Genomic DNA, 25446 nt, shown 5'->3' with positions numbered 1-25446 from the left:
CGGTCAACTGCTGCTCACGTCACCCCCTTGCCTCTTTGCACCGCAGACCTCACGGGAGTAAGCCATGCTGGATAACCTGATGCTGTTTCTGATTATTTCGGTATTCGCGCTGTTCTATTGGATCTACTATACCGGCACTCGCAAGAGTCCCTTTGTCACGCAGTGGGATCAACTGCCCACCCGCGAGCAGTATCTGGCAGCGCACCCGGAAGCCATCGATGGCGACATCATCTTCTGTATTCACTGCGGCCACCATCAGCAACTGGATGTGGGCCTGGTGCACCAGACCGATTTCCGGCGCCAGCATATCTGCACCCGCTGCAAGAAGACGCTCTATCGCGAGGAGCTCTGACCCATCAGCCAAGGATCCGCAAGATGACATCATTGACCGCCAGCTGCCTGTGCGGCGCCGTCGCCCTGAGCCTGCCCGACCGCTTCGACTATCTGGGCAACTGCCACTGTTCCGAGTGCCGCAAATTTTCCGGCGCCGATTACGCCCCGGTGGGCGGCCTGGATGGTGCGCTCGTCACCATCACTCGAGGAGAGGAGGCCATCAGCCGCTTCCAGAAATCCCCCGAGACCACCCTCGCCTTCTGCCGCCACTGTGGCTCCAGCCTGTTCAGCGAGAAGCGCAGCAGCGGCAAGTTGAACCTGCGCCTCGGTATTCTCGACACGGCGCCGAGCCAGCGACCCGGCTTTCACATTTTCGTCGGCTCCAAGGCTCCCTGGCACGAGATCACCGATGAGCTGCCGCAGTTCGAGACTCACCCCACCGCCTGACACCGTCACCGACATGCCCTGAAAAGGCCGCCTCTGGCGGCGTTTTTCCCGACTTGTTCGGCGGATTGTCACCTATGGGTTAACTTTTCTGCCAAAGCCGTTAGAATCGGGCTCAGTCTGCTTCCCGCTTGCCATCCACGGAGGAAAAATGCAGGAATTTCTGGCCACTAGCGAACGTCGGGCCGAACTTTACTGGTGGTTTGCCACCCTGTTTACCGCCCAGCTCAGCGACGAACAGATCGCCGAATACGACAGCTATGATGTGCGAAGCTTCCTGAAGAGCCTCTCCACGCTCGATCCCATGCGCCCGGCCGTGGCCGAGCTCAATGACGCCATCGCCCGCCTGCTGGTACGCCCCGAGCGGGCCAACGCGCTGGCCAGCGACTTCCATGAGCTGTTCCTGGCCAACGACGCCGTCTCTCCCCATGAATCCGCCCACCAGGACGCCGCTGCGCTCGAGCGCATGCAGGCGCGGCTGAGCCGACTCAATATCGATGTCAGCGCCAAATACCAACAACCGGTCGATCATCTGGGGGTCGAACTGGATCTGATGGGCAATCTCATCATCCGCGCCGCCGAAGCCGCCAGCGCCGACCTGCGCGAACAGTGGCTCGGCGAGCAGGAGGCCTTGCTGCACGGCCATCTGCTGGCCTGGTTCCCGCATTTCGAGCGCGCCTGCCGCGCCGCCGATCCGTTTGGCTTCTACGGTGCCAGCGCCCGCCTGCTGGGGGTCTTCCTCACCATGGATGCCAACTACCTCAGCCTGGTCAAACCGGCGCCAGCCGCCGACTGAGTTCGACATGAAGACGGCCCTGCTGCTGATCGCCTGCTGGTTGCTGGCCCTGATCCCGCTGGATCAGGGCCTTACCCCTCTTGTGACCCTGCTGTTCAACCCGGACCGCGTCCTCTACGGCACCGCCCAGCTCACCGGTTTCGCCGGTATCCTGCTGACCCTCTACCTCGCCAATCTCGGGGTGGAGGTGGTGCTGCGCCGCCGCTTCCAGATAGCGGGTATGCTGGCCCTGCTGGCCGCCTGGGTCGACTTCATCAACAGCAGCGGCAGCGAGGCCCACTGGCTGCTGCTGCTCGCCCTGGCGCTACCGTTTCACGGGCTCGGCCTGCTGGTGCTGGTGCGCGGCATCCAGGCCTTCGGCCGCCAGAAAGGCTGATAAACCGCCAAAACTATTACAAATCATGACAGCCCGATCCGCCCATCCGCCCTTGTCACAAGGGCGAGCCCTCAATTGCTGGTAACATTCGCTTACATTCAGCTCCCGTTCAGTTTCGCCGCAACCGTTATAGTGCCGCTCCTTTTCCAACCAATGCAGGAGCATCAGCATGCCTCCACAGGATGCACGCATCACGGGTCTCGACCTGTTGCGAGGGCTCGTCATCTTCATGGCCGTCTTCGAGCACTACACCGGCTACCTCAACTACTGGTACATCGACTTCTTCAACCGGGAACATGCCCTGTGGGACAGCTTCTATCTGTCGCACAAGGCGATGGCCGGCCAGCTGCTGCCCATGGATCACACCACGGCCCAGGTCTCGGCCTGGCTCATTCCCTGGGTCAGCCAGATCTACCTGGCGCTGGCCGCCTTCAACCTCAGCCGCCGCGATCAGGCCAGTTTCAGACCGCAACTGGGCGGCAAGCTGGTGCTGTTCGCCAGCATCATTCTGGTGCTCTATGTGGAAGGGCTGGTGATCGCTCCCAACTTCGGCGAGGCCATCTCGTTCTACCCGGTGATGCTGTGGATGTGTCTGCTGGCGCTCTTCTCGCTGGTCTACGCCTGGTTCGGCATCCGCGGCATGCTGCTGCTGACCCTGCTCAGCCTGCTGCTGGATCAGCTCGGCGTGCAGGATCTGCTCGGTCACATCGACGGCTGGATGAAGCTGCACGTGCACCCCGACTACGAGCTGGATGCCCGCCTCGACCTCTTCATGGCCAGCGGCTGCTTCGGCTTCCTCTATGGCTGGTGCTGGCATCAGCGGCCCCAATGGCGGGACCGCCTCAACGGCCTGGTGCTGACACTCTCGCTGGTGGCGCTGGCCGTCTATCTCATGCTCGGCGAGACCAGCACGGTCGAGCTCAGCGACATCTACGCCAACGAACACGAACTGGCGATGGACATGGTCGGCCGCGCCGGCATCTGGGGCATGGAGTTTCTGGTGATCGGGGCCGTGCTCTGGCTGCATCAGCGCAACATCCGGCTGTGCTGGCGCCCGCTCAACTGGATCGGCATGTACTCGCTGACCGTCTTCATCTTCCACAAGAGCATCTTCGTGCACCTGTGGGGCCCGCTCTTGCTGTGGTGGACCGCCCGTCAGGGCACCATCTTGCCCAACAACTTCGGCCTCATCATGGCGCTCAGTGCCACCAGCATGCTGCTCATCCATGCCTTCCAGCGCTCCGGCATCATCTGCCACCTGATGGGCATGCATCAGGACCGGGACTGGGCGCGGCTCTATGGCAAATAAGTGCTGGCTGCCACTGCTGCTCCTGACCCTGCCCCTGTCGGCCAAAGAGCCGGACAACCAGTGGCAGCTGGGCGGTCAGTGGCAGCTTGGCAGCAATCAGGCGGGGGTCAGCGCCGATGCCAGCATGCAGTTCTGGCTCGCCTATGAGCGGGAAACCCAGGTCGGCCTGCTCTTCGCCGATGGCCAGAGCGCCGGGCTGGCCTTGCCGCTCTATAAAAAGAGCTTCTTCGCGGTCGGCGTCGCGCCCATGCAGGTGGTCGATCGCAACCGCTTCAGCGCCTTCTGGCGCCTCGGCTGGCAACTGGACGACGATCACCAGCTCACCTTGGGCCAGCTCTATGACGTCAGCGGCCGTTATGGCCAGCTCTGGTACATGGAGCACAGCCTGCCGCTGCCGGCCGAGATCTCCCTCAACCTCTGGCTGACCCGGGGCAGTCAGGCCCACATGGCCGCCTACGGAGCTGACGAGGGCCTGCGGGACTGGGGAGTCACGCTGGAACGCAGCTGGCGCTGGCAGCAGTGGCGCCTTGGCACCGAGTTCGGCGCCAAGCAGTGGCTCATCAAGGAGCACGACTGGCAACCGATGATCAACCTGACCCTGAGTTATCACTTCAGCTGGTAACACCGCAAAAAGGGGGCGAATGACGCCCCCTCTCTTCCCTCCAGAATGCTTCATGCCATACTGACAGCAGCTTAAATGACAAAGAAGTCAATTCAGGAGCGCGCGATGGGCGAAGAGACTTTCAATGCCATGCCGGATCCACCGCTGACGGGGCAATTGAACATGAACGAGCTGCAGCAGCTGTTCGAACTGGCCCCGTTTGGCATAGGCGTGTTTGACCGCCACTTTCGCTGTCGCAGCGTCAACCAGACCCTGGCCGATCTCAACGGCCTCTCCCGAGAAGAGCACTACGGCAGATACCTGCGCGAAATCGTCCCCACGCTGGCTCCGGTGCTGGAACCCCTGTTCCAGCAGATCATCAGCAGCGGCGTCCCCCGGGTCGAGCTGAACCTGAGCGGCCATACTGCGGCCCATCAGGGTCGGCAGCGCCACTGGCAGGCCATTTACAGCCCCATGCTGGACGAACAGGGGGTGCCCGACCGCATCCTCACCATAGTGCGGGACGTCACCGAGCAGGTCGAAGCGCAGCAGCGGCTGCAACTGGCCATGAGTGCCGGCCAGATCGGGGTGTGGGAGTGGCATGTGACGGAGGACAGGCTGCAGTTTGACGGCCAGGTCGAGCGCCTGCTCGGCACCCCGGCCAGCCAGTTTCAGGGGGGGATGGAGCAGTTCATCAAGCGCTTCGACCCGCTCTCTGGCGAGCAGTTCAGGGCGGCGGTCAACGGCACGGCCCCCATTCACCTCACCCTCGGCTATCTCGGGCCGGATCAGTTGCGGGGCTGGGTCGACATTCACGCCGATCACGTGGCGGCCACCGACCATCAGGGGCGGCGCATCACCGGGGTGATCCACGATGCCACCAGTCGCTGCAACCAGGAGGACAAGCTGCGCCAGGCCAACGTGGTATTCGAGACCGCCGCCGAAGGCATCATCATCATGGATGGTCAGCGCCAGATCATCTCGGTCAACCCGGCCTTTTCCAGCATGACTCAATATGAAGAAGCGGAGATCGTGGGCAAGTCGCCGGAGGCTATCATGCACCCGCGCCGCCACACCGACATTGATTACCCATGGCATACCCTGCTGCCCGGCAGTCACGCCTGGCATGGCGAGATGATGTGTCTGCGCAAGGATGGCGGCTACTTCACCTCCTGGCAACATGTCAGCGCCGTACACGACAGCCGCCACAACACCACCAACTATGTCATCGCCTTCTCCGACATCAGCGCCATTCGCAAGGCCGAAGCACAGCTCAACCACCTCGCCTATCACGATCCCCTGACCGAGCTCGGCAACCGCAACCTGCTGCAGGAGCGGCTGGAGCTGGAACTCAAGACCGCCCAGCTCAACCACCAGCAACTGGCCCTGCTGTTCATCGATCTGGACGGTTTCAAGCTGATCAACGACACCCTGGGCCATCGCGCCGGCGATGAACTGCTCAAGCTGCTGGCCGAGCGGATCCGCCGCGTCCTGCGTCACAACGACGTGGCCGCCCGGCTCGGTGGCGATGAGTTCCTGGTGCTGATCCCCTTCTTTGAACGGCCACAGGAGCTGGAGCGACTCGCCGAGCAACTGCTGGCCGGCCTGCGCGAGCCGGTCGAACTCGGCCACGAGCGGGTGGCCGTCTCCGCCAGCATCGGCATCGCCCTCTATCCGGAACACGCCACCAACCCGGATACCCTGGTCAGCGCCGCCGACAGCGCCATGTACGAGGCCAAGAACCGGGGCCGCAACGGCTATCTGTTCTATACCCCGGACATGACCGAGCAGACCCGGGAGCGAATGAGCATGGAGCAGGGGCTGTTCAAGGCCATCGAGCAGCATCAGCTCTGCGTCCTCTATCAACCCATGACGGAGCTCGCCAGCAACCGCATGAGCGGGCTGGAGGCCCTGCTGCGCTGGCAGCACCCCAGCGAGGGGATGATAGGGCCCACCCGCTTCATCCCGGTGGCCGAGGAGTGCGGGCTCATCGAACAGATCGGCGAATGGGTGATGCGCACCGCCTGCCAGCAGGGACAGGCGTGGCTGGCCGCCGGACTGGCGGTACCCAGGCTGTCGATCAATGTGTCGGTGCGGGAGATGCGCTCGGCAGGTTACGTGGAGCGGGTCGCCGCCATCCTGGCCGAGACCGGCTTTCCGCCAGAGAAGCTGGAGATAGAGGTCACCGAGAGCATCATCCAGCGGGTCGTTCAGAGCCTGCAGCTGTTCAGACGCCTGAAGGCGCTGGGGGTACAGATCGCCATCGACGACTTCGGCACCGGCTTCTCATCCCTGAGTCTGCTCAAGAGCCTGCCCATCGATCGCATCAAGATTGACCGCACCTTCGTGCAGGCACTGCCCGATGACAAGCACAGCCGGGAGCTGTGCCGCACCATCATCAACCTGGCCGACAGCCTGGGTATGGTGGTTACCGCGGAAGGGATCGAGACCCAGGCCCAACGCCAGTTTCTGCAATCACTGCACTGCCAGGAGGGGCAGGGCTATCTGTTCAGCCATCCGCTGGCCGAGCCCCATCTGGCCGAGCAGCTGGGCTCGCGCAAGGGCGCCTGGTGCTAGCGGTGCACCGGGATCCGCGCCGCACCAGCGGCGCAGGTGACGCTCATCAGTTGAAGGTCAGCCTGGCATCCCACCCTTCGTCCTGCTGCCGGCGTGATTCTTCCAGCAAGGAGTCCTGCGGATAGGAGGATTTTTTCTCTTCGAGGGTGACGGACACCGACGGCTTGCGCGCCAGCCAGTCCTCGCTCAACTGACCGCTGATGTGGTCCCGCAGGGATGGCGAAGCGGGCTGTGCCGGTGTCAACGCAAGGCCGTTGGCATGGGGGGCGGCCAATGCGCCCTCATCGGTGGCCTGCGGGGCCTCGAACTGCCAGAGGGAGGCGCACAATAGCAGGGTCAACATGGGACTATCTCCGTCGATAAAACGACGTTTTACCCAATCAGCGATGAATTGTCATCGACTCGACTGTAAGCGGATGTTGCCATCTATCCAAAAGTCTAATTGCCCTCCCTCGCCAAAGGTATAAGTTGTTACCTAATCATTACAAGAATGTATTCAAAGGAGTGACACATGAGCGAGAGCAAGGTCTACCCGGTCAAAGCCCACATCAGCAACGGCGCCCTGCTGGACAAGGCAGGCTATGAAGCCATGTACCGGGCCTCGGTGCAGGATCCGGATGCCTTCTGGGGCGAGCAGGGCAAGATCCTCGACTGGATGAAGCCCTACACCAGGGTCAAGAACACCTCCTATGATCCGGGCCACGTCTCCATCAAATGGTATGAAGACGGCCTGCTCAACGTCTCTGCCAACTGTCTGGACCGCCATCTGGCCCAGCGCGGCGACAAGGTCGCCATCATCTGGGAAGGGGACAACCCGGCCGAAGATCGCAAGCTCACCTACCGCGAGCTGCACACCGAGGTGTGCAAGTTTGCCAACGTCTTGAAGGCGCAGGGAGTGCATCGCGGCGACGTGGTCTGCCTCTACATGCCCATGGTGCCGGAAGCCGCCATCGCCATGCTGGCCTGTACCCGCATCGGCGCGGTGCACAGCATCGTCTTCGGCGGTTTCTCGCCGGAAGCCCTGGCCGGTCGCATCATCGACTCCGGCTCTTCCATCGTCATCACCGCCGATGAAGGGCTGCGCGGCGGCCGTCCGGTGCCGCTCAAGAAGAACGTGGATGAAGCACTCACCAACCCGGAGACCAAGGTCAACAAGGTGATCGTGCTCAAACGCACCGGCGGCAACATCGCCTGGCACAACCACAGGGACATCTGGTGGCACGACGCCGTCGCCACCGTCAGCGCCGACTGCCCGCCCGAGGCGATGGGGGCCGAAGATCCGCTCTTCATCCTCTACACCTCCGGCTCCACCGGCAAACCCAAGGGGGTGCAGCACACCACCGGCGGCTATCTGGTCTACGCCACGCTCACCTTCAAGTACATCTTCGACTACCACGAAGAGGACATCTACTGGTGTACCGCCGACGTGGGTTGGGTCACCGGCCACTCCTATCTGGTCTACGGGCCGCTTGCCAACGGCGCCACTACCATCATGTTCGAAGGGGTGCCCAACTACCCGGCCACCAACCGCATGAGCCAGGTGGTGGACAAGCACCAGGTCAGCATTCTGTATACCGCCCCCACCGCCATCCGCGCGCTGATGGCCAAGGGCAACGAGGCGGTAGCCGACACCTCCCGTTCGAGCCTGCGCATCATGGGCTCGGTGGGCGAGCCCATCAACCCGGAAGCCTGGGAGTGGTACTACCGCACCATCGGCGAGGAGCGCTGTCCCATCGTCGATACCTGGTGGCAGACCGAGACCGGCGGCATCCTCATCAGCCCGCTGCCCGGCGTCACCGATCTCAAGCCAGGCTCGGCTACCCGTCCCTTCTTCGGCGTGCAGCCGGCGCTGGTGGACAACATGGGCGAGCCGCTGGAGGGGGCCACCGAGGGCAACCTGGTGATCACTGACTCCTGGCCGGGCCAGATGCGCACCGTGTTCGGCGATCACGAACGGTTCGAGCAGACCTACTTCTCTACCTTCCCCGGCCGCTACTTCACCGGCGACGGTGCCCGTCGCGACGAGGATGGTTACTACTGGATCACCGGACGGGTGGATGATGTACTGAACGTCTCCGGTCACCGCATGGGCACCGCCGAAATTGAATCCGCGCTGGTTTCCCATCCCAAGATCGCCGAAGCGGCGGTGGTGGGTGTGCCGCACGAGATCAAGGGTCAAGGCATCTACGCCTATGTCACCCTGATCGCCGGCGAGGAGCCGAGCCGGGAGCTGCATAAAGAGGTGAAGGAGTGGGTTCGCAAGGAGATCGGCGCCATCGCCACCCCGGACGTGATCCACTGGGCCGAGGGGCTGCCCAAGACCCGCTCCGGCAAGATCATGCGGCGAATTCTGCGCAAGATCGCCACCGGCGAGACCGACAGCCTGGGGGATATCTCCACCCTGGCGGATCCGGGCGTGGTGGACAAGCTGATCCGCGAGAAGTCGGAAGCAGCCTGATCCTGACTGCGTTCCTGCCTCCAAAGCCGGCCTCAAGCCGGCTTTGTCGTCTTTGCTACTGAGCGTTTCAACAACGCACCGGTTAGCGCAAAAAAATAGACAGATGTAGAGATTAGACCAGTAAAATGCTGCTAATTTTCACGAAATCAATATAATTGCGAAATCTGTGTGCCAGTGCACACCGATTTGCGCAGAAAATGACTAGATTTCTGATAGTCCACAAGATGGCTGACAGATAGCAGCATTATCATCGAGGATGTACTCAATATGTCGCAAAAACACCGAATTCTCCTGCTCAACGGGCCGAACCTGAACCTGCTGGGCAAACGGGAACCGGGCATCTACGGCAGCAAGACGCTCGATGAGATCGTCGCCGATCTGACGCACAACGCCGGCGAACTCGGGGTTACACTGGAACACCTGCAATCCAATGCCGAACATGAGTTGGTCGGCCGCATCCACCAGGCCATGGGTCAGGTGGATTTCATCATCATCAACCCGGCCGCCTTCACTCACACCAGCGTCGCCATCCGCGATGCGCTGCTGGGTGTGGCTATCCCCTTTATCGAGGTTCACCTGTCCAACGTCCATGCCAGGGAACCCTTCCGCCATCACTCCTATCTGTCTGATGTCGCCAAGGGGGTCATTTGTGGGCTGGGGGCCGATGGCTACCAATTCGCTTTAACCGCGGCCGTGCACCAGTTGCGCGCGGCTTGATAATCACTGATCAGATAAAGAAGAAAGAGAATGCTAATGGATATCCGCAAAATCAAGAAGCTGATTGAACTGGTTGAAGAGTCCGGCATCGCCGAACTGGAGATCTCCGAAGGTGAAGAGTCCGTTCGCATCAGCCGCAACTTCTCCGGTCAAGTGACCGCTGCTCCGCAGATGATCATGCAACAAGCTGCCGCCCCGGTTGCCGCTCCTGCCGCCGCACCGGCTGCTGCTGCCCCGGCTGCCGACGCCATCCCGAGCGGTCACCTGATGCGCTCCCCGATGGTTGGCTCCTTCTACCGCTCCTCCAGCCCGGAAGCCAAGCCGTTCGTGGAAGTCGGTCAGCACGTCAATGTCGGCGATACCCTGTGCATCGTCGAAGCCATGAAAATGATGAACCAAATCGAGTCTGACAAGGCCGGTGTGATCAAAGCGATCCTGGTTGAAAATGGTCAGGCCGTCGAATTCGACGAGCCGCTGTTCATCATCGAATAAGGGAAGTCGCCACCCATGTTGGACAAAGTAGTCATCGCCAACCGCGGTGAAATTGCCCTGCGGATCCTGCGCGCCTGCAAAGAGCTCGGGATCAAGACAGTGGCCGTTCACTCCACCGCCGACCGGGAGCTCAAGCATGTGCTGCTGGCCGACGAAACCATCTGTATCGGCAAGCCGGCCAGTACCGACTCCTACCTCAATGTGCCGGCCATCATCGCCGCCGCCGAGGTGACCGGTGCCGTCGCCATCCACCCGGGTTACGGTTTCCTCTCCGAGAACGCCGACTTCGCCGAAGTGGTCGAGAAATCCGGCTTCATCTTCATCGGCCCGCGCGCCGAGACCATTCGCCTGATGGGTGACAAGGTTTCCGCCATCGAGGCGATGAAGAAGGCAGGCGTGCCCTGCGTACCGGGCTCCGACGGCCCAGTCGACAGCGATGCCAAGCACAACGCCGCCATCGCCAAGCGCATTGGCTATCCGGTGATCATCAAGGCCGCCGGCGGCGGTGGTGGTCGCGGCATGCGCGTGGTCCGCAGTGAAGCCGAGCTGTCTGCCGCCATCGCGCTGACCAAATCCGAAGCAGGCCAGTTTTTCAAGAACGACATGGTCTACATGGAGAAGTACCTGGAGAACCCGCGCCACATCGAGATTCAGGTGTTGGCAGACGGCCAGGGCAACGCCCTCTATCTGGGCGAGCGCGACTGCTCCATGCAGCGTCGTCACCAGAAGGTGGTCGAAGAGGCGCCGGCACCCGGCATCACCGAAGAGATGCGCAAGTTCATCGGTGAGCGCTGCGTGCGCGCCTGTATCGAGATCGGCTACCGCGGTGCGGGTACCTTCGAGTTCCTCTACGAAAACGGCGAGTTCTATTTCATCGAGATGAACACCCGTATCCAGGTTGAGCACCCGGTCACCGAGCTGGTCACCAGCGTGGATCTGATCAAGGAGCAGCTGCGCATCGCCGCCGGTCAGCCCCTGTCGATCACCCAGCAGGACATCCGCATCCGTGGCCATGCCATCGAATGCCGGATCAACGCCGAAGACCCGGCCACCTTCATGCCGTCTCCGGGCCTGATCCAGCGCTTCCACGCGCCGGGCGGTCTGGGCGTACGCTGGGATTCCCACATCTACGCCGGCTACAAGGTACCGCCCTACTACGACTCCATGATCGGCAAGCTGATCTGTTACGGTGAAAACCGCGACGTCGCCATCGCCCGCATGCGTCAGGCGCTGGACGAGCTGGTGGTGGAAGGGATCAAGACCAACGTCTCCCTGCAAAAAGAGATCATGAAGGACGAAAACTTCCAGCACGGTGGGACCAACATCCACTACCTGCACAAGAAGCTCGGTCTGTAAGGATCCTTGACGAAGACCGCCATGTCGGTGGACGTCGGCTCCGCAAGGAGCCTCTGTTGAAAAAGGGCCATGGCGACATGGCCCTTTTTTGTTATCCTTGCGCCCCTCAAAATTGTCGGAGGCCAAGGTGAATCGTTTCGCGCTCGCTCGCCGGGAAGCAGCCCTCTGCCTGCTGCTGACCCTGCTCTACTTCCTTGCCTGGTATGGCACGGCCTATTTCATCCCCGCAGAGATCGAATGCTGGGACATGCCGCTCTGGTTCCTGCTCAGCTGCATCCTGATGCCGCTGCTGTTCATCGTACTGTGCGGCCTGATGGTGGATCGTCTGTTCGTGGACATCCCCCTCGACTCCCCTCCCCTCGATGCCAAGGAGCCTTCCCATGAATCTTGAGCTGATGCTGCCGCTCATCATCTATCTGGTGCTGGTGCTGGGAGTCGGCTTCTGGGCCAGCCGCCACCGGGTGGGCGGCGACTTCGTGCAGGAGTACTTCATCGGCAACCGCAGCATGGGCGGGCTGGTGCTGGCCATGACCCTGGTGGCCACTTACACCTCTGCCTCCTCCTTCATCGGAGGGCCGGGAGCGGCCTACAAGATCGGGCTGGGCTGGGTGCTGCTGGCGATGATCCAGCTGCCCACCGTCTGGCTCACCCTGGGGGTGCTTGGCAAGAAATTCGCCATCATCGCCCGCCGGGTCAATGCGGTGACCATCAACGACATGCTGTGGGCCCGCTACCAGAGCAAGGCGGTGGTGGTGCTGGGCTCGGTCACCATCATCCTCGCCTTCATCGCCACCATGGTGGTGCAGTTCATCGGCGGCGCCCGTCTGCTGGAGACCGCCACCGGCCTCAGCTATCAGCAGGGGCTCCTGCTGTTTGCCAGCTGCGTGCTGCTCTACACGGTGATCGGCGGCTTTCGCGCCGTGGTGATGACCGATGCGCTGCAGGGGATCATCATGCTGATCGGCACCGGTGCGCTGCTGGCGGGCATTCTGGTGGCCGGTGACGGCCTGCCCAACCTCATCCACCAGCTCAAGGTGATCGATCCCAAGCTGGTGAGCCCGCAGGGGGCCGGCGACCTGTTGACCCAGCCCTTCATGCTGAGCTTCTGGGTGCTGGTCTGCATCGGGGTGGTGGGGCTGCCCCACTCGGCGCTGCGCTGCTTCGGCTATCGCGACAGCAAGGCGCTGCACCGCGGCATCCTCATCGGTACCATCGTCAGCGCCTTGCTGATGTTCGGCATGCACCTGGCTGGCGCCCTGGGCCGCGCCATCCTGCCCGGCATGGACAGCCCGGACAAGATCATGCCCTCCCTGATGATGGAGGTACTGCCCCCCTGGCTGGCGGGGGTCTTCCTGGCGGCGCCCATGGCGGCCATCATGTCCACCATCGACTCCCAGCTGATCCAGGCCTCCGCCACCCTGGTGAAGGATCTCTATCTCAACTACCTGAGTCCGGAGAAGGCCGGCCAGGAGAAGCTGGAAGTGCGGGTGCCGCGCCTCTCCCTGCTCTGCACCCTGATTCTGGGCACCCTGGTGCTGCTGGCGGCGCTGCAGCCCCCCGAGATGATCATCTGGCTCAATCTGCTCGCCTTCGGCGGCTTGCAGGCGGTGTTCCTGTGGCCACTGGTGCTCGGCCTCTACTGGTCGCGGGCCAATGGCCCGGGGGCCCTGGCCAGCATGGTGTGCGGCATCCTCTGCTACGCCATCCTGAGCCAGTGGGAGATCAAGCCGGCCGGTCTGCACGCCATCGTGCCGAGCCTGGCGCTGGGGCTGATTGCCTTCGTGCTGGTCAGCCTGCTGACCCCGGCCCCGAGCCAGCATGTGCGGCGCTTGTTTGAGCCGCAATCATCGATGGATTAATAAAGGGTTCCGAAACTATCCCCAAATGGGTGTTTTACGGGTAAACTGTGCGCCATATCACAAAATGCCGCGCCCTTATGCCCGTACAGAACGCCAGACAGATCCTGACCCAAGCCCTGCAGCGACTCGGTTACGCCCTGTTGCTGCCGGTCTCCATCCTGCCGCTGGCCGCGCTGCTCTATCGGCTCGGCCAGCCGGACGTGCTGGATCTGGCGGTGCTCTCCCTCACCGGCCGCGCCCTGTTCAGCCAGATGCCGCTCATCTATGCGGTGGCCATTGCCTTCGGGCTGAGCCGCCAGGGTGAAGGCACCCAGGCGCTGGCCGGCGCGGTCAACTTTCTGCTGCTGAGCTCGGCGCTCGGCACCCTGGCTCCCGGCCTGCACAGCGACATGATCTGCGGCCTGCTGGCGGGATTGACCACCGCCATCGTCTACCCCTGGCTCAAGCGCCACCCCATGCCCCACTGGCTGCGGCTGATCAACGGTGATTTCACCAGCCTGCTCGCCTCGGCGCTCACCTGCCTGCTGCTGGCCTTCCCCCTGGCGCTGCTCTGGCCGCTGCTGGAACAGGGCATCACCCTGCTCGCCTCCGAACTGCTCACCACCCCGTTCGGTGCCTTCTGCTACGGCGTGCTGAACCGGCTGCTGATCCCGCTCGGCCTGCATCAGGTACTGGGCAGCCTCATCGGGCTGGGGGAGAGCAACCTGCAGGCACTGGCCAGCGCCCAGCCGCTGCACGAAGGCTATGTGGCCGGGCTCTACCCCATCATCATGTTCGGCCTGCCGGGCGCCTGCTTCGCCATCTGGCTGCACCGCCAGCGCATGCAGCGACTGCCGCAGGGGGGGTTGCTGCTCACCCTGGCGCTCACCTCGGCGCTGGTGGGCATCACCGAACCCATCGAGTTCCTGTTCGCCTTCACCGCCCCCTGGCTGTTTCTGGCCCACGCCCTGCTGACCGGCCTGTCACTCGCCACCTGCAGCGCGCTCGGCATCAAGGTAGGCAGCTACTTCTCCGCCGGCCTGCTGGATCTGGTGCTGAGCTACCACGCCGGCGAGCACAGCTTCTGGCTCATTCCGGTCGGCATCCTGTTCTTCGTCGCCTACACCTTGCTGTTCTATCAGCTGCTGGAGCGCACGCCCCTCAGCCTGCCGAGCAAGCCCATCGCGCCGGAGCACCCGCGCCTGGCCAGCGTCGCCCCCTCCGATCCCCAGATGCTGGCGATCCAGTACCTCAAGGTGCTGGGCGGCATGGACAACCTGCAGGCGATGAGCGTCTGTCTCACCCGCCTCAGCCTGCGAGTGCGCGACATCTCGCTGGTGGATCAATCCCGCCTGCTGGGGCTGGGCTGCCTCTCCTGGATCCAGCTCAACGACCATCAGCTGGTGTTGGTGTTGGGCCCCAACGCCAGCCTGATCGAGGGGCAGATCCGCATGCTGGCGGAACGCCAGTCGGTCCCGCTCGGCCTCAAACCCAATCAGGAGTCCGCCAGCCAGAGCGGCTGGTAGCCTCAGGCAAACGGCAACCGCTCGGCCACAAAGTCCATCAGGCTGCGCAGGGCGGGCGCCAGGTGCTCCCGGCTCGGATAGATGAGGTAGAAGGGGTTGGCCGGAATGGGGTGACTCGGCAGCACCTTCTGCAAGCGTCCCGCCGCAAGATCCCCCTCGCAGACGTGATGGGGCAGCAGGGCGATCCCCCCCTCGTTGATCGCCAGCTCCCGCAGCGCCAGTAAGCTATTGCTCAGACAAGCCCCCTGCGGCCGCCAGCCTCCCTCCTGCAACGGCCACACCGGCAGCGACGTGTGCACCAGGCAGGCGTATCGCCCCAGCTCGCTCAGCTGTTGCGGCGTGCCGTGGGCCGCCAGATAGGCGGGCGCCGCCACCAGATGCCGAGGTACCTGACCGATGCGCCGGCAGATCAGGCTGGAATCTTTCAGCGGTGCCGCCCGCAGCGCCAGATCGTAACCCTCCCCCACCAGATCGAGCTGCTCATCGCAGAGGGTCAGCTCCAGCACCACCTCGGGGTAGAGAGCCCGAAACTCGGCCAGGATCCGGCCGAGCAGCAGAGTGCCGGTCGCCTCCGGTGCGGTGATCCGCACCCGGCCGGCCGGGGCCGCGCGCAGCCGCGCCATCGCCAAATTGGCGCTGCGGGCCAGCGCCAGCAGCGCCCGGCACTGTTCCACATAGACCTCCCCCTGCGGGGTCAGGCTCAGCCGGCGGGTGGTGCGCTGCAACAGGCGCACCCCGAGCTGGGACTCGAGCCGCGAGATCTTCTGGCTGACCGAGGATTTGGGCATGCCGAGCAACTCGGCCGCGCCGGTAAAACTGCCCTGCTCCACCACGGTGGCGAACAGCCCCATCAGCTCCAGTTCGACATTGTTCATATATTCAAACAGTCTTTACCAATTACCCATCTTAATCTGAATAATCAACCAGACTAGAGTGGCTGGCAATCCCCATCCAACCGATTTGAAAGGAACTGCCATGAAAGCCATCGCCCTGACCCACTATCTGCCGAGCGATCACCCCCACTGCTTCATCGAAGCCAATCTGGCCAACCCGACGCCGGGCCCGCGCGACCTGCTGGTGCGGGTCAAGGCCACCTCCATCAACCCGGTCGACACCAAGGTGCGTGCCCCCAAGGCCAAGGTCGAGAGCAGCCCGCGAGTGCTGGGCTGGGACGCCGTGGGTGAAGTGATCGCCGTCGGCCGCGAGGTAACCCTGTTCAAGGCGGGCGACCGGGTCTGGTATGCTGGCGACATCAGCCGCCCCGGCAGCAACAGCGCCCTGCAACTGGTGGATGAGCGCATCGCCGCCCTCGCCCCCGCCAGCCTGAGCGACCTGGAAGCGGCCGCCCTGCCGCTCACCGCCATCACCGCCTGGGAGACCCTGTTCGAGCGCATGCACCTCACCCGCGAGAGCAGCGGCAAGCTGCTGATCATCGGCGGCGCCGGCGGGGTCGGCTCCATCGCCATCCAGCTGGCCCGCCAGCTCACCGGCATGGAGGTGATCGCAACCGCCTCGCGCCCCGAGACCCGGACCTGGTGCCTGCAGATGGGGGCCCACCAGGTGGTGAGCCATCACCAGTTGCAGGAGGAGCTCACCGCCCTCGGCATCACTCAGGTGGATGCCATCTTCTGCACCAATGCCACCGAGCAGCACTGGGATGCCATGGCCAGCCTCATCAGCCCGTTCGGCCATATCTGCACCATCGCCGAATCGAGCGTGCCCTGGGACCTCTCCCTGCTCAAGAGCAAGAGTGTCACCTTCAGCCAGGAGTTCATGTTTACCCGCTCCCTGTTCCAGACTCCGGACATGATCGAGCAGCACAACCTGTTGGGACTGGTCGCCGCTCTGGTGGACCAGGGCGTGGTCAAGACCACCCTCAGCAAGGTGGTAGCCGAGCTGACCCCGACTACCCTGGCTCAGGCCCATGCCGAGGTGGAAGCCGGCCGCATGGTGGGCAAGCTGGTGATCGACATGAGCCTGTTCGGCAACTAATCCCTTATGGGTAAAAACTGCACCATCATGGGGTGAACTCACCAGTGACAAGCCCCATCACAGCACAGCTCACATCAGGCAACAGACAGTCACCACGCAGCATCACCATAAAAAGAGCCAAAAAAAGGGGCCGTCCCGCCGGGATGGCCCTAAATACCTGAACGTTGGGGTAACAATCACACACATATCCTTATGCAGGACCTCTGTATCTTTGCAGCTAGTGTGCCAATCCCGCCCCCATCCCCATTTTCTTGCCACATTGTGCCCTGCCAGCGGGGCCTACAGCCCCCGGTCTAACAGCAGGCAAAAAAAAAAGCCACCCGAAGGTGGCTGAAAAAGATGACGGAACTTTCCTAGAGCAAAGCATTCAGCGGGAACAGGTTGCTTCCCGTCACCCAATGAGGAATACATGAACCGTGCCAACTCGGCAAAGTCCCCATCCTCCACCACACTGCATGGGCAAACCACGACAGCACACGCCCATGATGATAGAATCCCGCGGTTTCACATTTATGAAGAGTCGACGCCATGCCCTGGATACAAATTCGAATCAACGCCACTGCCAAGACCGCAGACAAGGTGAGCAACATGCTGCTGGGGCGTGGTGCCCAGGCGGTGACCTTTATGGATGCCAAGGATGTGCCCGTCTATGAACCCATGCCGGGCGAAACCCCGCTGTGGGGCGAGACCGAAGTGATGGGGCTGTTCGACGCCGAAACCGATCCGGCACCCACCATCGCCTTCTTCCAGCAGATCTTCGGTGAAGACGTGGGCTACAAGGTGGAGCAGCTGGAGGACAAGGACTGGGTGCGCGAGTGGATGGATCACTTCCACCCCATGCAGTTCGGCAAGCGGCTCTGGATCTGCCCGAGCTGGCGCGACGTGCCGGACCCCGATGCGGTCAACGTCATGCTGGACCCGGGTCTGGCCTTCGGTACCGGGACCCACCCCACCACGGCGCTCTGCCTGCAGTGGCTGGACGGGCTGGATCTGGCCGGTAAAACCGTGGTCGACTTTGGTTGCGGCTCCGGCATCCTCGGCATCGCCGCCCTGAAACTGGGCGCCGCCCGGGTCATCGGCATCGACATCGATCCACAGGCCATCCAGGCCAGCCGTGACAACGCCGAGCGCAATGGCGTCGCCGATCAGATCGAGCTCTACCTGCCGGCGGATCAGCCGCAAGATGTCGAAGCGGACGTGGTGGTCGCCAACATCCTGGCCGGCCCGCTGCGCGAACTAGCGCCGCTTATCGCCGGCCACGGCAAAGCGGGCAGCCTGATGGCCCTCTCCGGTGTGCTGGAAAGCCAGGCGCCGGAGCTGGAGACCATCTACGGCCAGTGGTTCGAGATGGACCCGACCGCCGTCAAGGAAGAGTGGTGCCGCCTCTCCGGCCGCAAACTCGGCTGATAAACAACAAGCCACGGCAGCGGCCAACCCATCGGCCGCAAACTCGGCTAAGCGGCACTTGCCAAACTATCAACGGGGCTCCCACATGGGAGCCCCGTCTGTTTTCAACCTGCCGACCGCCACCTCTCTGGTGCTGTTGCCCAGCGCATCCATACCTGCACTGCAATCAGTGCTCATTTGACCACACAGCTCACCCCGTTTCCGGTAGGATAGGCCGCCAGTCCCCCTTGCGACACGGAGTGCTTATGCGGATTGCCATACTGGATGACTATCAGGATCAGGTGCGTCATCTGCCCTGCTTTACCCGCCTGGCGGGCCACGACGTCACCATCCTCACCCAAAGCGAACCTGACCCCGAGCGCCTTGCCGCCAAGCTGGCAGGGGTGGAGGCGCTGGTGCTGATCCGCGAGCGCACCCGCATCGACGAGGCGTTACTGCGCAGGCTCCCCTCCCTTCGGCTCATCAGTCAGACCGGCAAGATCAGCCAGCATATCGACCCCCTCCTGTGTCAACGCCACGGGGTAGCCGTCGCCGAAGGCATCGGCAGCCCGGTGGCACCCGCCGAGCTCTGCTGGGCGCTCATCATGGCCGCCTCCCGCCACCTCCCGGCCTATTGTCATGCCCTCGCCCAGGGGCAGTGGCAGCAATCCGGCACACTGGGGCTGGGCCGTACCTTGCAGGGGCTGACGCTCGGCATCTGGGGCTACGGCAAGATTGGCAGACTGGTGGCCGGTTACGGCCGGGCCTTTGGCATGTCGGTGCTGATCTGGGGCAGCGAGGGTTCCCGCCTGCAGGCCGAGCAGGATGGCCATGCCAGCGCCCCCGACAAGGAGTCCTTCTTTCGTGACGCCGACATCCTCTCTTTGCATCTGCGCCTGCACGAGGCAACCCGTGGCTGTGTGACCCGCACCGATCTCGCGCGGATGAAGGCCGACTCCCTGCTGGTCAACGTCAGTCGGGCTGAGCTTGTCGAGCCAGGCGCCCTTTATGCTGAACTCGCCGCCAACCCCACCCGGCGCGCAGCGCTCGACGTATTCGATGCAGAGCCTGCCACGGCGCAAAGCGAGCCTTTGCTGCGCCTGCCCAATGTGCTGGCCACCCCTCATCTCGGCTATGTAGAGCGCAACAGCTACCAGCTCTACTTTCAGGCCGCCTTTGACAACCTGATTGCCTTTGCCGAGGGCAGGCCGACCAATCTGGTGCTGCCCGTAGCGGGCCGCTGATCACGGTTATCCGGCGGCCGGACCGCTAACATGTGAACCCCATGCGCCACCAAGGCAAGCCACAGGAGCAGCCATGACCGACTACGACAAGATGATCGCCAGCAAGCCCTACAACTGCATGGCGCCGGAACTGGATCTGTTGCGCCGGGAGACGGCCCGTCTGTACCGCCGCTTCAATCGCAGCGACGAGGAGAATGAACAGCTGGCGCTGCTGCAGCAGATCGTCGGCGAGCTGGCCCAAGGGGCCTTCATCTGCCCGCCCCTCTACTGCACCTATGGCCGCCACATCCACCTTGGCGAGCGCAGCTACATCAACATGGGGGCGACCCTGCTGGACAACGCCCCCATTCGCATCGGCGCCGAGGTGATGATTGGGCCGAACGTGCAGATCTACACCGCCGCTCACGCGCTGGACGCGGATGAACGGATCCTGGGGGTCGAGACGGCGCTGCCGGTCACCATCGAGGACAGAGTCTGGATTGGCGGCGGCGCCATCCTGCTGCCCGGTGTCACCATAGGGCGGGAGGCCATCGTGGGCGCCGGGGCAGTGGTCACCAAAGACGTGCCGGCCGGCGCCCGGGTGGTTGGCAACCCGGCCCGCGTGCTGCCCGCCAAAGGCAAGATGCCGGAGAGCTAGCAGCACGTATCGGGAACTATCCGTAAAAGGTAGGTTTGCCGGTATCAGGGAGTTAAGGGAACCCGCACCTGCAAAGTACCCATAAAAATGAAATCCAATGCCATCAAGACCATGATGGCCTGTAAAAAGGTGACCTTTCCGGTCTGAGGAAGTTGAGAGTACCAACACCTGAAAAACGCCCATAAAAATGAAGCCCAATGTCATCAAGACGTTGGGCTGTAAAAAGGTGCTACGGAATTGCGACTCTCATCGCAGAAAATTAGAAGGGGTCACCTTCTAAACTGGCACAGGGATATTAACGAGGCGCAAACGTTTTACATAGCGTAATAAACCAGGATTGAGAACGGCATCTCACTATTTAAAAAATTCCCTGCCAGCCACGGCCTCCCTCTTGGCAATCTTCCAAATATCAGTACAGCCCGCCACCAGAAACAAAAAAGCCCTGACGAGTCAGGGCCTTGCCGGTAATAAGGCAGACTAGAAGCGGCGCACGAACTCGCTCACCGGCAGCTCGCGCAGCTTGCGAGCCTCCAGCATGGGGGTGCCAAGGTAGAGGAAGCCCACCAGCTGATCCTCCGGTGTCAGTCCCAACCCTTCATTGACCTGCTCGTCGAAAATGAACCAGCCGGAGCGCCAGATGCCGTTGAAGCCCTGGGCCTGGGCCGCCATCTGCATCGCCATCAGGGCGCAGCCGGCGGAGAGCTCCTGCTCCAGCCGCGGCACCTTGGGATGCTCCTGATAGCGGGTGGCCACCGCGATCAGCAGCGGTGCGCGCAGCGGGGCCTCCTGACACTTCTTGATGCTCTCCTCATCCTCGCCGCGACTGCGCGCGGCCTGTGCCAGCAGGGTACCGAGCCGTTCGCGCCCCTCCCCTTCGAACAGGATGAACTGCCAGGGGGTCAGGGTGCCGTGATCCGGCGCCCGCAGCCCGGCCTTGAGGATATTGTCGAGTACCTCGCCGCTCGGGGCGGGCTCGGCCAGACGACCACAGGAGTGACGATTCAGTAACAGGTGGAGGGCATCCATGGGCAGTTCCTTGTCAGGGCTATGATGGCGCTACCTTAGCACAGCACCAGATGAAGAAAACCCCTGAGCATCAGGGGTTTGTCGCAATACATGGCGGCCCGTCGCCTAGATGACCGCCGCCAGTTCGGCCCCCTGGCGGATGGCGCGCTTGGCGTCCAGCTCGGCGGCCACGTCGGCCCCGCCGATGATGTGTACCGGCTTGCCCGCCGCCTGCAGACCGGCCTGCAGCTCCTTGAGCGGCTCCTGGCCGGCGCAGATGATCACCTGATCCACCGGCAGACACTGCTGCTGTTCGCCCACCTGAATGTGAAGCCCCTCATCGTCGATGCGCAGGTACTGCACGCCGGAGAGCATCTCCACCTTGCGGTTCTTGAGTACGGTGCGGTGGATCCAGCCGGTGGTCTTGCCAAGGCCGTCGCCCACCTTGCTCTCCTTGCGCTGCAGCAGCCACACCTGGCGCTCGGGGGCGTCGATCACCGGGGCCATCAGGCCGCCGCGCTCGCCGAGCTGCTTGTCGATGCCCCACTCCTTGAGCCAGTGATCGCGACTGCGATCCCCCTTGCCCTCTACCAGGTATTCGGCCACGTCAAAGCCGATGCCGCCGGCGCCGATCACCGCCACCTTCTCGCCCACCGGTTTGTGATCCCGCAAGACATCAAGGTAGCTCATCACCTTGGCATGCTCGATGCCCGGAATGTTGGGGGTGCGCGGGCGGATGCCGGTGGCGAGGATCACCTCGTCAAAGCCGCCGCCCAAGAGGCTCTCGGCACTCTGGCGCTGACCCAGATAGAGCTCGACGCCGCACTTCTCCAGCCGCCTGGCAAAGTAGCGCAGGGTTTCGTGAAACTCCTCCTTGCCCGGGATCTGCTTGGCGAAGTTGAACTGGCCGCCGATCTCGCTGGCCTGATCGAACAGGCTCACCTGATGGCCGCGCTCGGCGGCGTAGCAGGCAAACGCCAGCCCGGCGGGACCGGCGCCCACCACCGCCAGCTTCTTGGGCTGGGGCACCCGGCCGAAGGTGAGTTCGGTCTCGAAGCAGGCGCGCGGATTGACCAGGCAGGAGGCCCGCTTCTGTTTGAAGACGTGGTCGAGACAGGCCTGGTTGCAGGCGATGCAGGTGTTGATCTCGTCCGCCCGGTTCTCGGCGGCCTTGATGACAAATTCGGGATCCGCCAGGAAGGGACGTGCCATGGAGACCATATCCGCCTCGCCGCCCGCCAAAATACGCTCGGCCACCTCGGGGGTGTTGATCCGGTTGGTGGTGATAAGCGGCACGCTCAGATGTTTCTTGAGCTCCGCCGTCACCCAGCTGAAGGCGCCGCGCGGCACGCTGGTGGCGATGGTGGGAATGCGTGCCTCGTGCCAGCCGATGCCGGTATTGATGAGGGTGACCCCCACCTGCTCCAGCGCCTTGCCAAGGGCGATCACTTCCTCAAGGGAGGAGCCCTGCTCCACCAGATCCAGCATGGAGAGGCGGAAGATAATGATGAAGTCCGGCCCGACCCGTTCGCGGATGGCGCGGACAATCTCCACCGGGAAGCGCATGCGGTTTTCACTGCTGCCACCCCAGCCATCGGTGCGCTTGTTGGTGCGCTCGCAGATGAACTGGTTGATGAGATAGCCTTCCGACCCCATCACCTCGACTCCGTCGTAGCCCGCGCTCCTGGCCAGTTGCGCGGTGGCGGCGAAGTCGCGGATGGTGCCGCGGATCTGCCGCTCGCTCATGGCGCGCGGCTTGAATGGAGAGATGGGGGCCTTGAGGGCGCTCGGCGCCAGGCTGAATGGATGATAGGCGTAGCGGCCGGCATGGAGGATCTGCAGCGCTATCTTGCCCCCCTCCTGATGCACCGCACTGGTCACCTTCTTGTGCTTGGCCACCTGCCAGGGAAAGCTCAGCTGGGAGCCGTGGGGCACCAGCCGGCCACGCAGGTTGGGTGCGATGCCGCCGGTCACGATGAGGCCGACCCCGCCCCGGGCCCGCTCGCCATAGAAGGCGGCCAGCTTGTCAAAGCCCCCCTTCTCCTCTTCGAGGCCGGTGTGCATGGATCCCATCAACACGCGGTTGCGCAGCTGGGTAAAGCCGAGATCGAGGGGGGTCAGCAGGGTCGGGTAACGGCTCATCATGAACTCCTTGTCGGGGCCGGACTGGATGGCACCACGCCCATCCTCCGCCGTCCGGACTCAAGCCCGGGGCACGACGGCTGGATGGGTGGGCGGCTCACAGGGCCTCCAGTTAATTTTTTGTTATCAAACCGAGGCTAGAGTAAAGAATCGAAAATGCTTTTTCAAACAAATGTTTGGACAATTTTTCGGCGAACAGACGTGTTCCGAACAACCGGGCTCCGATCCTGTCCAAGCGGAAATGGCATTTCACCGGCCAACTGGTTAATAATGGCGCTTCCCTCCCCATTAACAGGGCGATAACGCGACTATGTCTATTTTCAAAGGTCTGGGTTGGCTGTTTCGCAGCCTGTGGCGCCTGCTCAATTTCACCCGGCTGATGCTGGTCAATCTGCTGTTTCTCGTCGTGGTCTTGATCATCGTCTTCAGCGTCAGCCAGAAAGAGGCGCCCAGCGCCCCCATCGAAGGGGCCCTCACCCTCAATCTCTCCGGCGTGCTGGTGGAACAGCGCTCGCAGACCGATCCCACCGTGCAGCTGCTGCGCCAGGTGGACAACAGCGACGAGCTGCCCAGCGAGATCGTCCTCTCCGATCTGCTGTGGGCCATCAAAAGCGCCAAGGATGACGATCGCATCAAGGCGCTGGTGATCAAGCCCCAGGGGCTGCAGGGCACCAGCTTCTCCAAACTGCAGGAGGTGGCGAGCGCCATCGATGCATTCAAGGAGAGCGGCAAGCCGGTCATCGCCATGGCCGACTTCTACACCCAGGGCCAATATCTGCTGGCCGCCCACGCCGATCACGTGCTGCTCAACCAGAGCGGCGCCGTGGTGATCGAGGGGCTCGGCGTCTACCAGACCTACTACAAGTCGGCGCTGGAGAAGCTCAACATCACCCCGCACGTGTTCAAGGTCGGCACCTACAAATCCTTCGTCGAACCCTATACCCGCGACGAGATGTCCCCCGAGAGCAAGGAGGCGAACCAGCGCTGGCTGGATCAGCTGTGGCAATCCTATGTGGCTGATGTGGCCGAGCAGCGCGAAATCGAACCGGACGCCGTGGCGCCGGGCAAGGATCGCTTCCTCGAGCTGCTGCGCAAGGCCGGCGGCAACGCCGCCAACTACGCCCTCGACAACGGTCTGGTGGACCAGCTGGCCACCCGCGACGAGATGACCCAGGCGGTGATCAAGGAAGTGGGCGAGAGCGATGACCACGGCTGGAAGGGCGTAGGCCTCAAGGAGTACCTGGCCGCCATCCCGAGCCAGTATCCCCAGAGTGGCAAGGATGAGGTGGGCCTCATCGTCGCCAGCGGCGCCATCATGGATGGCGTCCAGCCTGCCGGCACCATCGGCGGCGACAGCCTCGCCGACCTGCTGGCAGATGCCCGCCGCGATGACAAGGTGAAAGCCCTGGTGCTGCGGGTCGACAGCCCGGGCGGCAGCGCCTTCGCCGCCGAGCAGATCCGCGCCGAGCTGCTGGCCCTCAAGCAGGCTGGCAAGCCGGTGGTGATCTCCATGGGCAGCTACGCCGCCTCCGGCGGTTACTGGATCTCCGCCGATGCGGACAAGATCTTCGCCTCCCCCACCACCCTCACCGGCTCCATCGGAGTGTTCGGCATGTTCGCCACCATCGACAAGGCGCTCTCTCAGTACGGAGTGCACACCGACGGCGTCGGCACCACCGACTATGTCGGCGTCGGCCTGACCCGTGCTCTGCCGGAACACGTCGGACAGGCGATCCAGCTGAACGTGGAAGATACCTACCAGCGTTTCGTCGGTCTGGTCAGCAAGGGCCGTGGCCTGAGCCCGGAAGAGACCGAGAAAGCGGCCGAGGGCCGGGTCTGGACCGGTCAGGATGCCAAGGCGCTGGGACTGGTGGACGAGTTTGGCGATCAGGAGGCGGCCATCAAGGCGGCAGCCGAGCTGGCCAACCTCAAGGAGTGGCAGGTCACCCCCATCGAGCAGGAGGAGTCGGCCAAAGACAAGTTCCTGCGCCAGCTGTTCGACAGCAGCGCCCAAGTTCTGGCTTCCCACCTGCAGAGCTGGTTGCCGGCCGGGCTTGGCAAGGCGCTGGTGGAGGTGAACCGCAGCCTGGACCCGCTGACCCGCTTCAACGATCCGCAGGGCACTTACGCCCTCTGCCCGGTCTGTACGCCCTGATCGGCAGCAAACGCAAAAAACCGCCCTAGGGCGGTTTTTTTACATCTGCCTCAAGGGGCCCG

23 protein-coding genes are annotated in these 25446 nt (G+C 63.1%); 19 read left to right on the top strand and 4 right to left on the bottom strand.

Going from position 1 to position 25446, the window contains the following annotated elements; genetic code table 11:
* Positions 1-64: 64 nt before the first annotated feature.
* From OKB87_RS09320 to OKB87_RS09290, 7 genes are all read left to right on the top strand, one after another.
* Positions 65-352 (top strand): hypothetical protein, encoded by a 288-nt coding sequence (locus OKB87_RS09320; protein ID WP_017409302.1) that lies wholly within the window; start codon positions 65-67, stop codon positions 350-352.
* A gap of 23 nt (positions 353-375) precedes the next feature.
* Positions 376-780 carry a GFA family protein gene (locus OKB87_RS09315; protein WP_026080264.1) on the top strand — a complete coding sequence of 135 codons (405 nt, stop codon included), beginning with the start codon at positions 376-378 and terminating at the stop codon, positions 778-780.
* 148 nt (positions 781-928) lie between these two features.
* Positions 929-1573 carry a molecular chaperone TorD gene (gene torD / locus OKB87_RS09310; RefSeq protein WP_016351741.1) on the top strand — a complete coding sequence of 215 codons (645 nt, stop codon included), beginning with the start codon at positions 929-931 and terminating at the stop codon, positions 1571-1573.
* 7 nt (positions 1574-1580) lie between these two features.
* Positions 1581-1949: a hypothetical protein gene (locus tag OKB87_RS09305; RefSeq protein ID WP_016351742.1), complete on the top strand. Its 369-nt coding sequence runs from the start codon at positions 1581-1583 to the stop codon at positions 1947-1949.
* A 169-nt stretch (positions 1950-2118) separates the two neighbouring features.
* Complete coding sequence (locus OKB87_RS09300) at positions 2119-3258, top strand: hypothetical protein (protein WP_270827221.1); 1140 nt, start codon at positions 2119-2121, stop codon at positions 3256-3258.
* The gene (locus OKB87_RS09295; RefSeq protein ID WP_016351744.1) at positions 3248-3880 is read left to right on the top strand and encodes a hypothetical protein; all 633 of its coding nucleotides are present in this window, start codon (positions 3248-3250) and stop codon (positions 3878-3880) included. The genes OKB87_RS09300 and OKB87_RS09295 overlap by 11 nt, the downstream gene beginning before the upstream one ends.
* A 105-nt stretch (positions 3881-3985) precedes the next feature.
* On the top strand, positions 3986-6436 hold the full coding sequence (locus OKB87_RS09290) for a sensor domain-containing protein (protein ID WP_270827220.1): 2451 nt from the start codon (positions 3986-3988) through the stop codon (positions 6434-6436).
* A 46-nt stretch (positions 6437-6482) separates the two neighbouring features.
* Here the strand turns inward: OKB87_RS09290 and OKB87_RS09285 are convergent, their stop codons facing one another.
* Positions 6483-6779 carry a hypothetical protein gene (locus tag OKB87_RS09285; protein WP_270827219.1) on the bottom strand — a complete coding sequence of 99 codons (297 nt, stop codon included), beginning with the start codon at positions 6777-6779 and terminating at the stop codon, positions 6483-6485.
* Positions 6780-6947: 168 nt separating this feature from the next.
* Between OKB87_RS09285 and acs the strand changes: the two genes are divergently transcribed.
* From acs to OKB87_RS09250, 7 genes are all read left to right on the top strand, one after another.
* Positions 6948-8894, top strand: coding sequence for an acetate--CoA ligase (gene acs / locus OKB87_RS09280; protein ID WP_270827217.1), 1947 nt, complete (start codon positions 6948-6950; stop codon positions 8892-8894).
* Between the two features lie 267 nt (positions 8895-9161).
* Positions 9162-9611 (top strand): type II 3-dehydroquinate dehydratase, encoded by a 450-nt coding sequence (aroQ, locus tag OKB87_RS09275; protein WP_016351748.1) that lies wholly within the window; start codon positions 9162-9164, stop codon positions 9609-9611.
* A gap of 36 nt (positions 9612-9647) precedes the next feature.
* Positions 9648-10103, top strand: a complete 456-nt coding sequence (gene accB, locus OKB87_RS09270; protein ID WP_011707112.1) for an acetyl-CoA carboxylase biotin carboxyl carrier protein — start codon at positions 9648-9650, stop codon at positions 10101-10103.
* A 15-nt stretch (positions 10104-10118) separates the two neighbouring features.
* Positions 10119-11459 (top strand): acetyl-CoA carboxylase biotin carboxylase subunit, encoded by a 1341-nt coding sequence (gene accC / locus OKB87_RS09265; RefSeq protein ID WP_011707113.1) that lies wholly within the window; start codon positions 10119-10121, stop codon positions 11457-11459.
* A 112-nt stretch (positions 11460-11571) separates the two neighbouring features.
* Positions 11572-11850 carry a YhdT family protein gene (locus OKB87_RS09260; RefSeq protein ID WP_016351749.1) on the top strand — a complete coding sequence of 93 codons (279 nt, stop codon included), beginning with the start codon at positions 11572-11574 and terminating at the stop codon, positions 11848-11850.
* Positions 11840-13318: a sodium/pantothenate symporter gene (gene panF / locus OKB87_RS09255; RefSeq protein ID WP_039214756.1), complete on the top strand. Its 1479-nt coding sequence runs from the start codon at positions 11840-11842 to the stop codon at positions 13316-13318. Before OKB87_RS09260 ends, panF begins: the two co-directional genes overlap by 11 nt.
* A 77-nt stretch (positions 13319-13395) precedes the next feature.
* A complete protein-coding gene (locus tag OKB87_RS09250; protein WP_252450251.1) occupies positions 13396-14823 on the top strand; it encodes a PTS transporter subunit EIIC in 1428 nt (475 codons plus the stop codon).
* Positions 14824-14825: 2 nt separating this feature from the next.
* On the opposite strand, the gene OKB87_RS09245 is transcribed toward OKB87_RS09250, so the two are convergent.
* A complete protein-coding gene (locus OKB87_RS09245) occupies positions 14826-15698 on the bottom strand; it encodes a LysR family transcriptional regulator (RefSeq protein WP_016351752.1) in 873 nt (290 codons plus the stop codon).
* Between the two features lie 100 nt (positions 15699-15798).
* Between OKB87_RS09245 and OKB87_RS09240 the strand changes: the two genes are divergently transcribed.
* The 4 genes from OKB87_RS09240 (at position 15799) to OKB87_RS09225 (ending at position 20082) form a co-directional block, all read left to right on the top strand.
* The gene (locus OKB87_RS09240) at positions 15799-16815 is read left to right on the top strand and encodes a zinc-binding alcohol dehydrogenase family protein (RefSeq protein ID WP_270827214.1); all 1017 of its coding nucleotides are present in this window, start codon (positions 15799-15801) and stop codon (positions 16813-16815) included.
* A 528-nt stretch (positions 16816-17343) separates the two neighbouring features.
* On the top strand, positions 17344-18222 hold the full coding sequence (prmA, locus tag OKB87_RS09235) for a 50S ribosomal protein L11 methyltransferase (RefSeq protein ID WP_270827213.1): 879 nt from the start codon (positions 17344-17346) through the stop codon (positions 18220-18222).
* Positions 18223-18467: 245 nt separating this feature from the next.
* The gene (locus tag OKB87_RS09230) at positions 18468-19445 is read left to right on the top strand and encodes a D-2-hydroxyacid dehydrogenase family protein (protein WP_270827212.1); all 978 of its coding nucleotides are present in this window, start codon (positions 18468-18470) and stop codon (positions 19443-19445) included.
* A gap of 73 nt (positions 19446-19518) precedes the next feature.
* Positions 19519-20082 carry a sugar O-acetyltransferase gene (locus tag OKB87_RS09225; RefSeq protein ID WP_270827211.1) on the top strand — a complete coding sequence of 188 codons (564 nt, stop codon included), beginning with the start codon at positions 19519-19521 and terminating at the stop codon, positions 20080-20082.
* 477 nt (positions 20083-20559) lie between these two features.
* Here OKB87_RS09225 and OKB87_RS09220 read toward each other — a convergent pair whose 3' ends face one another.
* Positions 20560-21108, bottom strand: a complete 549-nt coding sequence (locus OKB87_RS09220) for an NAD(P)H nitroreductase (RefSeq protein ID WP_139388815.1) — start codon at positions 21106-21108, stop codon at positions 20560-20562.
* A 105-nt stretch (positions 21109-21213) separates the two neighbouring features.
* Positions 21214-23229, bottom strand: coding sequence for an NADPH-dependent 2,4-dienoyl-CoA reductase (locus tag OKB87_RS09215; RefSeq protein WP_041216256.1), 2016 nt, complete (start codon positions 23227-23229; stop codon positions 21214-21216).
* A 310-nt stretch (positions 23230-23539) separates the two neighbouring features.
* Here OKB87_RS09215 and sppA point away from each other — a divergent pair, with 310 nt between their 5' ends.
* Entirely contained in the window at positions 23540-25384 is a 1845-nt protein-coding gene (gene sppA, locus OKB87_RS09210) for a signal peptide peptidase SppA (protein WP_049048228.1), read from the top strand.
* The last annotated feature ends 62 nt before the right edge of the window (positions 25385-25446 follow it).

The organism is Aeromonas sp. Y318-1 (genome assembly GCF_027706125.1).
Classification (GTDB): Bacteria; Pseudomonadota; Gammaproteobacteria; order Enterobacterales; family Aeromonadaceae; genus Aeromonas; species Aeromonas hydrophila.
The sequence above is the reverse complement of the archived record's forward strand: the minus strand, read 5'-3'. Positions and strand labels throughout refer to the sequence as shown.